Source organism: Deinococcus aestuarii (assembly GCF_018863415.1).
In the GTDB taxonomy this organism is placed as follows: domain Bacteria; phylum Deinococcota; class Deinococci; order Deinococcales; family Deinococcaceae; genus Deinococcus; species Deinococcus aestuarii.
In genome coordinates, this window is the sequence record NZ_JAHKSN010000016.1 from 100,489 (window position 1) to 110,621 (window position 10,133).

Consider the following 10,133-nt stretch of genomic DNA (forward strand, 5'->3'; position numbering starts at 1 on the left):
GGGAGATCCCGCCGTGAACTACGCGGGGTCCACGGCGGTCCGGGCGAATCCTCAGGTGGCGGGAGGCTTCCTCTCGCCGACGGGGGCCTGACCTGGCCGGCCGGGCTGGCGTTTGCTCAGGGCGCGGGCGTAGGCGGCTTCCAGTTGGGGAACCTGGTACTCCCAGGAGAGGGCGCGGCGCATCCGCTCCTGCCCGATCTCTCCCATGCGGGCCCGGCGTTTGGGGTCAGCGAGAAGGTCGAGAATCTTCGCGGCGAAGTCCGTCTCCTCGTTGGGACGGGCGTACACGGACGCGTCGCCTGCCGAATAGCGTCCCTCGGTGAGGTCGAACTGCACGATGGGTTTGCCGAGCGCCATGTACTCCAACACCTTGTTCATCGTGGAGATGTCATTCATTGGGTTCTTTGGATCGGGTCCCACACACAGGTCACAGGCGGTCAACCGTTCAAGAAGCTCGGCCTGGTCGGTCACCATGCCGGTGAACTCCACGTAGGGGTCGAGTCCCATTCTGGTGCACATGACGCGCAGCTCCTCCAGCGAGGTGCCGCCGCCAATGATCATGAACTTGATGTCGGTGCGGCCCGAGTCCACGATGAGCCGCGCGACGCGCAGCAGGTAGTCGAGTCCATCTTGAGCGCCGATCACACCAACATATCCCACGAGGTACCGGAAGCCCGCCCGGTGGTGCTCCCCACCGGGGCGCGGCCGGAAGCGGTCGAGGCGCGGGCCGCTGCGCACGACGAAGACGTCCTCCGGGCGCTTACCACCCCGGCGCAACGCCAGCCGCTTGAACGACTCGTTCGTGGAGATCACCACGTCGGCGAGGGCGTACGTCAGGCGCTCGGCGATGAGCAGGCCCCGGTAAGGCAGGTCGCGCCGCCCGAACTTGGCGAGGTAGACCTCCGGGTTCACGTCGTGCTGGTCGAAGATGAAGCGGGTGCCGAACAACAGCTTGAAGGGGAGCGCGACGAGGAAGATCAAATCCGGCGGGTTGCAGGCGTGGATGACGTCGAAGCCCCGCTCGCGCCGCACCCGCCACGCCAGCCGCATCTCATGCGCGAGCGCCACGGCGTATTCGCGCACGAAGTCGAGCCCCCGGTGCCCTTCGGGCGGCTGCGGGTGGCGGTAGACGGCGATGCCGTCGATGACCTCGAAGGGCGCCGTGTGCTCCCGCCCGACCGGACAGATGACAGAGACCGAGTAGCCCGCGTCGCGCAGGGTCGTCGCCTCCATCCACACCCGCCGGTCGAAGGGCACCGGCAAGTTCTCCACGATGATCAGGACCCGGCGCCCGGCGTTGCCCCGTCCTCCACGGGCGCTCACGACATGACCTCTGCGTTCGGGTTCTGAACTTGTGACCGGACCTCCGGCTTGCCGGAACCGTAAGCAGCTACGTTCATATGACCTCCACGGGATCGAGTCTCCCGGTTTGGGGGGCGAGTTCGCGGTACAGGGCGTCAAGGCGACGCCAGGTGTGCTCAATGTTAAATTCCTGCCGGGCCCGCTCGTAAGCCGCGTCTCCCATCCGCCGGCACAGCGCGGGGTCGGCGAGCACCGCGCCGAGTGCCCCGGCAAGGGCCGCCTCATCGCCGGGCGGCACCAGACGGCCGCTCACCCCGTCCTCGATCAAATCGGGGATGCCGCCCACACTGGTGCTGACGGGCGTCACGCCGCGCGCCATCCCCTCCATCAGGGCAAGGGGCTGGCCCTCGAAAAAGGAGGGCAAGACGAGCACGTCTACCTCCTCCAGCAGCCGCGGTCCCTGCTCCGGGTCCACCCAGCCGAGAAGCTCCACACTGTCCGTGAGCCCCAGCTCGGTGACGAGGGCTTCCGCGGCGGGCCGCAGTGGACCGTCCCCCGCCAGGAGGAGCCGCGCCCCCGGCGGACGCTCGATCTGCGCCCAGGCACGCAGCAGCCCAAGAGGATTCTTACGCTCAATGAGGAGTCCCAGGAACAGCACTCGGGGGGGGCGTTCGGTGCGGCGCGGCGCGGCGCCAATGGCCACACCGTTGGGCACGGAGGTCACCCGCGCCCCCGGCGCGATGGCCGTCACAGCGCGGGCCAGGTGGGGCGAGAGGGTAACCACCCGGTTGGCGCGGGCCAGGGTGGCGCGCACGAGAGGCCGCACGGGACGCGGACAGCGCGAGTAGAAGTCCGCGAACTCCCCCGCGTGCAGGTGCAAGATCGTGGGGACGCGAAAGACCGCCCCGGCTATCCACAGCAGCAGCCCCTTGCGGGCGAAGCTGCCGTACGCCGCCGAGTGCAGGTGCACGATCTGCGGGCGGGCCGTGACACAGCGCCATACGAGGCGGGCCGTGCCCGAGGCGAAGAGGGCGAGCCAGCGCCGGGCCGGGCCTTCGTCGTGGGTGGCGACCGTCTCGACTTGCCAGCGGGTAAAAAGCGGGGTGGACCGCAGCGCGGCGACGTACCCGGCGATACCGCCCCGCGCCGCAGTGGCGACCCACAGGACCCGGGGAGGCGTCACGCCCCCACCGCCGATAGGCCTGCGGAGCTTTGCTGCTCTTGCTTACCAGGAATGCCAGACATGTGCGTTTTCCCCTCCCTGTCGCGCCCATCCCGCCGCGCGGAAGAATACGTCGCGGAAGTGCGCGGTCATGTGCGCCGTGGAAAACACCGTCTCGGCGCGGGCCCTCCCAGCGTCGCCCATCCGCGTGCGAAGCGCCGGGTCGGCGACGAGCTCGTTCAGCCGCGCCGCGAAGCCCGCGAGGTCCCCGTCGGGCACGAGAAAGCCCGTCTCGCCGGGCACGACGATCTCGTTCGGACCGTAATTGATGTCCATCGCCACGACGGGCAGGCGGCACGCCATCGCCTCCACGAGCACGTTCGCAAAACCCTCGGCGCGGGAGGTGAGCAAAAAGCCGTCGTGCCCCGCCAGGAACGCGTGTGGGTCGTGGACGTACCCCACGAAGCGCACCACGTCCTCTACACCGAGTTCGCGGGCGAGGGCTTCGAGTGCGCCCCGCTCGGGACCCTCCCCCGCCACGTCTACCCGGAAGTCGGCGCCGCCCTGCCGCGCGAGCCGGGCGGTCCGCAAGAGGCGGTCGAAACCCTTGCCGGGCACCAGGCGACCCATCGCCGCAAAGCGGGCCGGAGCCGAGAGGGCGCGGGGGGTAGGAAGCGGGGGGATGGCGGTGCCGTTGTACACCACCGTGCCACGGTTCGCCCGCGCCCCCCCTCGCACGAACTCGGCGAAGAGGCCCTGGGTCGGCACCACCCAGGCGTCGGCCTGCGCAATCACGTAGCGGCGCAGGAGCCGCTTGACCCGGCCGCGGTCATCCAGATTGGCGAGGGCGTTTTCCTCGTTGGCGACATGCACGAAGCGTCCCCGGCGGGGCAAACTCGCCACCGTCAGGCCCGCGTACCACAGCCGGGTGTAGACGATATCGGGGCGGAATTCGCGGATGCGCGCCTCCAGCAGCGGGCGGGCCCGCCGAAGATTGCCTGCCGCGTGCAGCACGCCCTGTTCCTTGGAGGCCAGGGGAGCGACCGCCAGGTCACGCAGGGGCAGTTCACTCACCCCCAGACGGCGCTCCAGGTCGGGGTCAAGCCTTGCACTGAAGAGCGTGACGAGCTCGCACTCGAACTCCTCGCGCGGCAACTCGTGCAGCAGTTGGGCGAGCTGTACCTCGGCGCCGCCGGGCGCGAGGCCGGGCAAGACCGCCATCAGGCGCAGCGGGCGGGTCATCGGCGCTTCCAGATGGAGCGGGAACCGTTCATGCAATTCTCCTGGGGGCCGCAGCCACCGTGGGTGGAAAGAGGGCTTTCGCCAATACCGCCGCGCCGGACCAGCCTTCCTGGCCGCACCGAGAGCCGGGCCGACCTCGGTTCCTGGCGGTGTCGATGGGTTCAAAATCTCGGATGCTGTACCTCCAGGGCCGCGAGCGAAGCAGTGGTGGGTGGGAATACTTCCAGACACCCACCCCAGGGGTTGGTCAGGAGAGGACGGCCTCCTGCGCAGTGTTGTGCTTTTGCCGCTGTATAGAAAGATCACCCCCCACATGCGCAACCGCTGTCCAGACCTGATCAACGGTTGCGCACGCACCTCTGGGAAGACCTCCTGGACCTGACAACAGGGCTCACCCTCCGTGTCTCACCGTGCGCCCGGCCGCCCCACCTTGGACCGGTGCCACCGCGGCGCCATCCGCAGAAGACTAAACGGAGAGGTTTCTGTAAGAACCTTCGACGGCTGTCCTCTGGGAGGGAAGCGACCGTCGTCTCCACATCGTCTTTCCCATCACTTCACCCGCAGGCGCGACGGTCTGACTGCGCTGTCCCGAGTCGGTGAGTCGAGGGCTCGGAGGGCTTCGATCTCATACACCTGTGAGAAGACGCCAACGCCGCCGAGGAGCGTTGTTTCGACCGTTCCCAGACCGGCCCCGGAGCAGTCCACTAAGCAGTGAAGTCCGACAAAACTCTTACAAATTCAGGCAGGCCTGTTCGTTTCCTGACACTTCACTGACAGATTCGTCACAAAGGTCCCACGTGAACTACATCATCACCTTAATACTTTCCTGTGCAGAAGCTAATAGAGCTTAAAAAAACGCTCATGTATCGTCCCTAAGTATGAAACTCATGAAATTTCCTTCACCCCTTGCTCAAAGGGTGTTGGCTTTTACGACGTTGGCGCTGATGGTGGGATGCGGCACCACGCCCCCCCCAGCCATTCAACCATCGGCGGGGTTGCAGTTGGAGGCGGAGGCGGGCACGGTGGTGGCGGACGTTCTGGCCCCTCAGGCCAATGTCGAGACCGGCAGCATCACCAACGGCTACGTGTTCGACGACGCGGCGGCCAGCGGCGGCAAGGCCATGATGCTGCACTCCACGAACAGCGCCGTGCGGTTCACGGTGCCCACGAGCTTCACGGCGGGTACGTATACGGTGCGGGTACGGGGTCGTGGGGTGAATTACAACGGAAACCCCATTGTGGCGTTGAGGAGCGGCGGCACAGGGATCGGCACCCAGGAACTCTCCTCCGCGTCGTATAGCACCTACACCTTCGGGAACTATGTGCTCAAGCCGGGAGACGTTCTGGATGTCGTGTTCACCAACGACGCCTACGGCGGTTCGTCCGCCACCGACCGCAACGCTGTTGTGGACTACCTGATGATCGACCCGGTGACGAGTGCGACCACCACGCCGAGCACGCCCACGACGACCCCTACCACAGCGCCGACCACACCCACGACGACCGTGCCCGCCGGTGCGGTAGATGTGAGAACCTTCGGTGCCAAGGGCGACGGCGTCACCGACGATACAGCGGCGCTCCAGAAGGCCGCCGGGAGCAAGAAGTCTCTGCTCTTCCCGGCCGGGAGATACCTGATTGGAGCCCAGATCACCTTCTCCGACCTGAACGGCGTGACGGTGGCCGGCCAGGGTGCCACGATCCTCGCCAAGTCAACTATGCCGGACACCGCCGCGCTGCTGATGTTCGTGAACCCAGTCAACGTGAGGGTCAGCGGGTTGAGCGTGACGGGGAAAAATACCGGTGACGGCCTCTCCACCCCCTGGCAGGACGGCATCTGGATCAGCGGTGGCAGCGACACGACCGTCGAGAACAACACGGTCAGCCGCGTGGCGGGCACCGCCATCCGCGTCGAAAAGGCCACACGGACGACCGTGCAGGGCAATACGGTTTTCGCGGTAGGTGCGCACGGCATCTGGGGCAACGAGAGCACCACCCAGAAGTACTTGAACAACACGGTGACGGGGCTCCTCACGTCCTCAACGGCGCGGACCACCCAAGGCATCGGGATCATGGGCACACTCGGCGAGGGGTACGTCATCGAGGGCAACACCATCAAGAACATAGCCAACACCGCCACGAAGACCGAGGGGGCCTCGAACGTCGTCTACCGCAAGAATACGGTGACGGGCTACCGGCGCGACGGCATCAAAATCATGCCACTTCAGGACCGGGGGTTCTACGTTCCCACCGTCTCGAACGGCGTCATCGAAGGGAACACGGTGAGCGGCTTTACCGGTGCCCCCGATGTGTGCGGGTCGGGCCTCAAGCTCGGGAGCGTGCTGGGCGGGGCGATCCGGGGGAATACCTACATTGGCACCTTCGGCCAGGTACAGCCCCCCTGCGGCTTCGAGGACGGCATCACGCTGGAGCCGTATATGGGCGCCGCCGTCCCCAATAACATCACCATCGAAAACAACGTCGTGGACAATGCGTACGACGGAGTCCGCCTGAACACGACGTCGACCGTCCTGAGAGGGAACCGGGTGACCCGCAGCGGGCGGCTGGCACTGGTGTTCAATAACAACACCACCGGCACACAGGTGCTGAGCAACGTCTTCGACGGGTCGAACGGCATCGTGGCCCTGCTCGCCAGCGGCGTGAGGAACACCCTCTTTCAGGGCAACACCTTCGCGGGCGGTGACGCAGGCGTGTACAGCGAGGCCTCATCGAACACGGGCAACAGCTTCTTGGGCAACGCCTTCGGCAGTCTTAAGGACCCCATCACTCACCTCAACGCCGGCTACATCTGCTCGGGCAATACGGGCACCAACGTCGCCTCGAAGTGCCGCTGAGGAACACCAACCTTCCGCCCCGCCTAAGCGTCCCGCTCCCCGATTTTGTCGGAAAAGGCGGGACGCTTTCGGTGCGACTTATGGTTGGCCCCTCTCTTGGGCAAGCCTTGAAATTGAACGGTGGCCCGCACGTCGGCTCCCAAGTGCCCGGCAAGCTGGGCTCCAGGGAGGATTCATGTTGAAGCAGACCCGACACGACGACCTCGTGATCTATACCTCGGACGACCCCAGCCAGCGCACCCGCGCCGTCGTGGAGGACGGTGACCGTTACGCCCTGGTCGAGACCAGGGAAGCAACCTACACCGAGAACGAGGGGGCGGCCTACAATCCCGAGCAGTTTATGGCGACTGTCGCTGATTACTACAGGCAGGGCCGTGGTCAGCCAGTCGAGAGCCCACAGGCTGGTCTGGGCGAGGGGAGTAGGTAACCCCAGATCCGGTCACCCGCATCGGGACTCATGCCCCAGGCCAGACGGCGGCCTCGACGGCGAAGCGCCCGACCCCACGAGGGAGCGGGCGCCTCGCGGGCCACGCTCAGGGCGCCCGCAACGCCGTCCAGGTTGTATCCCCCTGGGTTCTGCGATAGATGATGTTGTCTGTGCCGCGCGCCAGGGTCGTCACCCGTCCCGCCGAGTCCGGCTGCGCCCCAACCAAGGCGACGAAGGAGCCGCCGAGGTTACTCCAGTCCAGCCAACCCCCGTTCGGGCTGCTCTGCCGAACGCTCTGCACGACACCACCGACACTGCGCACGGACACGACGATGGTGCCGTCCGGGTTGCTCGCCACCGCCGGAGATCCGGTAAACTGCACCTCCCCGAGTCTGCTCCAGCCTCCCCAGCCCCCCCCGTACGTCTGCCAGCGGTGGTAGAGCTTGCCGTCAGTGCCGCGCACGAACACCTCCAAACGCCCGTCCTGGTCCTGCCCGACCACGGGGTGCGTGTCGGCCCCGAAAGTCCCGCCGAGTGACTGCCAGGCTCCCCAGCTGCCATTGGCCGCCGTCTGCGAGACGGTGTAGATCGCCCCGTCATTGGCGCGGACGAAGAGCACCAGGCGTCCAGAGGTGTCGAGGGCGACGGCCGGGTTCGAGGTGACCTTCGGCCCGCCGATGCCCACCCAATTGCCCCAGTTCCCATTTGGCGCGACCTGCGACTTGAGGTAGATCTGGCCGTCGTTGCCGCGAACGAAGACGCTCAGGGCGCCGCCCGCCTGCCGGGCCGCCACCGGGACGGAGGAGACAACGCCTCCCAGGTTGATCCAGTCGCCCCAGGCCCCGCCGCTGCTCACCTCGGTCTTCACCATCACCCGGCCACCATTGCTGCGTTCGAAGGCCGCGAGGCGACCGTCTGCCATGTTAACGACTGTGGGGGGAGCCGGGTAATTCCCCCTCAAATCCTCCCACGCGCTCCAGGTCGGACCTCCCGGAGCCGTCTGCATCATCTTGAGGGGACTGCTGCTGCGGTCGCCGATCACGAAAGCGACCAGGCGGCCGTCGGAGAGACGGGCGACCGTGCCGCCCTGGTTCACGTCGACATGGAAGTACTGACGTTTGCTCCACTCGAGGTAGAACTCGCCCGACTGACCCTGCGCGACGCAGGTGACCCCACCGCTCGGAGGGCAGATGATCGGGTCGTAGGCCGCGTACGTCTTGAAGAGGTTCGCCTTGGTGTTGAACTGCTCTGTCGTCACGTTCTGCGGCTCTACGCCGATGTTGTAGTCTCGGTACTGCACGGTGACGTGAGGGGCCGCATAGGCCTTGTCGGCCGCCTCGCCGAAGCGCCCGGCGGCGATGTGGTCGGGGTGCTCGACCCTGTTGCCGTAAACCACGGGGGCCGTGTCCTGAATATGAACGTACTTGGCCTCCGAGACGGTGAGCACGTTCGTCAGGACGTTGAGGACTTCCTGACGGGTGAAGGTGTTCGAGTTGTCGAGGGCGGGGGCAGAGAGGGAGGAATTGGTGCTGTCCCAAAGGGCGCGCATGGTCACACCGCTGCTGCTGCTTTCCCGCAGCCTCAGGAACATCAGGCGCACCCGGGGGTTGCCCTGCAACACCGAGGTCCGGATCGCCTTGCCCCCGAAGGTGTAGATCTGCTGGGTCCAGGTGTTCGGCACCCCGGCCATCCGGGCGTAGGCGTCACGCTCGCCGTCCTCGCGGCTGCGCCAGTACTGCTGGTAATCCAGGCCGTACTGCTGGGTTCCGTACTCGTTGTCCCCAGCCGTCAGGAATACCGTGACGACGCAGTGGTTCTGCGAGATCGCCGTGGCGATGTCCGGGTTCATGAACAGCAGGTCGTCGTCCTGGTGAGCGGCGATAAAGACGTCCTGGGCGTCGTTGCACAGGTCGGGCGCGAAGCTGAGCGACTTCACGAAGGGCAGGGAGTTGATCTCGAAGTTGGAGGTCGACTTGGCCGGCATATAGGCCGACAGGCCCCCCTCCGCCGCATTGTGGGGGGCAGCGGAGGGCACGTCGGCCGGGTTGCTACAAGCATTCAACAGCAGAGCAGTGACCAGCGGCGCAGCCAGGAGCGGGAAACGAGACATGGGCAGAATACCTCCCGGAGGAAAACAACGTTTCCGGGTCCGGTCTCACCACTCGCTCTTCCGCCCCCGCTGGTGACCGACGGTGGGGGTGGCCTCATCGCTTACCCGATGACTCACTCTAGGCTAACTGCCAACTCATGTAAATACTTCACAAATTCCGGTCGATGGGGGGAGGTGGGGGCCCAGTCCGCCCACGTTGTGCTCCCTTACTGACCCTGTGCCATGCCCTGCAAGTGCGGCAGCATTCGGTCCACGACGCGCTCCCAGGTGAACTGCTCACGCACCCGCTCATAGGCGTGATGCCCGAGTTCCTCGGCCAGTCCGGGGTCGCGCAGAAGTCGCAACATGGCTGCCGCCAGCGCCGGGGGTGAGCCCTGTTCCACGAGCAGGCCGGTGCGGCCCTGCTGCACGATCTCGGAGGCAGGACCGACGTTGAGCGCGACGCACGGCAGACCGTGGCCCATCGCCTCGCAGAAAACGTGGCCCCAGGGCTCAAAAGACGGCATCACGAAAAGCCGCGCCTGAGCGTAGAGGTCGGCGAGCGCCGCCCGGTCGCTCACCCGTCCGATCCAGCGCACACCGGGCTGGGGGGGCGCCTTGGGCAGACGAGGACCCACGATCCAGAGCTCCGCCTCTGGAAGCTGTCCCCGCACCTCCTGAAAGGCCCGCAGGACGTCCAGTCCCCCTTTGCGCTCGAAGTCGAAGCCGACGAAGAGGGCGACTTGCGTGTCGTACCTCTTGTGCTCCAGCGTCGGGGCCATCAGGTTGGTGCCCGCCCCGACGCGGACGACCCGGGCGGGGTCACAGCCATAGTCCTCGATGAGGGAACGGGCCGTGAAGTCGCTCCAGGGAAAAAGCCGCGCCGCGCCCTGGTAAACGTCCCGTTCGAGCCGCATCCAGTCGGTCATCGCCCCCTTAGAGGGTGTTTGAAAAGGGTCAGGTCCTGCGGCAGTTTTGAGGTGTGAAACGCAAAACATACCCGAGTGACCTGACCCGGAAGCAGTTTAAGCGCCTTGAGCCGCTGTTGCCTGCGGGCCG

7 protein-coding genes are annotated in these 10,133 nt (G+C 66.3%); 2 read left to right on the forward strand and 5 right to left on the reverse strand.

The window, feature by feature from the left end:
• Positions 1-51 precede the first annotated feature (51 nt).
• The 3 genes from IC605_RS17245 to IC605_RS17255 all read right to left on the reverse strand — a co-directional run bounded on the left by IC605_RS17245 (position 52) and on the right by IC605_RS17255 (position 3,706).
• Entirely contained in the window at positions 52-1,323 is a 1,272-nt protein-coding gene (locus IC605_RS17245; RefSeq protein WP_343216651.1) for a glycosyltransferase family 4 protein, read from the reverse strand.
• 73 nt (positions 1,324-1,396) lie between these two features.
• Complete coding sequence (locus tag IC605_RS17250; RefSeq protein WP_216327030.1) at positions 1,397-2,485, reverse strand: glycosyltransferase; 1,089 nt, start codon at positions 2,483-2,485, stop codon at positions 1,397-1,399.
• Positions 2,486-2,527: 42 nt separating this feature from the next.
• A complete protein-coding gene (locus IC605_RS17255) occupies positions 2,528-3,706 on the reverse strand; it encodes a glycosyltransferase (protein WP_216327031.1) in 1,179 nt (392 codons plus the stop codon).
• 917 nt (positions 3,707-4,623) lie between these two features.
• Between IC605_RS17255 and IC605_RS17260 the strand changes: the two genes are divergently transcribed.
• Together IC605_RS17260 and IC605_RS17265 are read left to right on the forward strand one after the other, a co-directional pair.
• On the forward strand, positions 4,624-6,558 hold the full coding sequence (locus IC605_RS17260; protein ID WP_216327032.1) for a right-handed parallel beta-helix repeat-containing protein: 1,935 nt from the start codon (positions 4,624-4,626) through the stop codon (positions 6,556-6,558).
• Between the two features lie 175 nt (positions 6,559-6,733).
• A complete protein-coding gene (locus IC605_RS17265; RefSeq protein ID WP_216327033.1) occupies positions 6,734-6,985 on the forward strand; it encodes a hypothetical protein in 252 nt (83 codons plus the stop codon).
• Positions 6,986-7,091: 106 nt separating this feature from the next.
• Here the strand turns inward: IC605_RS17265 and IC605_RS17270 are convergent, their stop codons facing one another.
• Both IC605_RS17270 and IC605_RS17275 read right to left on the reverse strand, forming a co-directional pair.
• The gene (locus IC605_RS17270; protein WP_216327034.1) at positions 7,092-8,969 is read right to left on the reverse strand and encodes a DUF8189 domain-containing protein; all 1,878 of its coding nucleotides are present in this window, start codon (positions 8,967-8,969) and stop codon (positions 7,092-7,094) included.
• Positions 8,970-9,301: 332 nt separating this feature from the next.
• Positions 9,302-10,003, reverse strand: a complete 702-nt coding sequence (locus IC605_RS17275) for a glycosyltransferase family 4 protein (protein WP_216327036.1) — start codon at positions 10,001-10,003, stop codon at positions 9,302-9,304.
• Between the last annotated feature and the right edge of the window lie 130 nt (positions 10,004-10,133).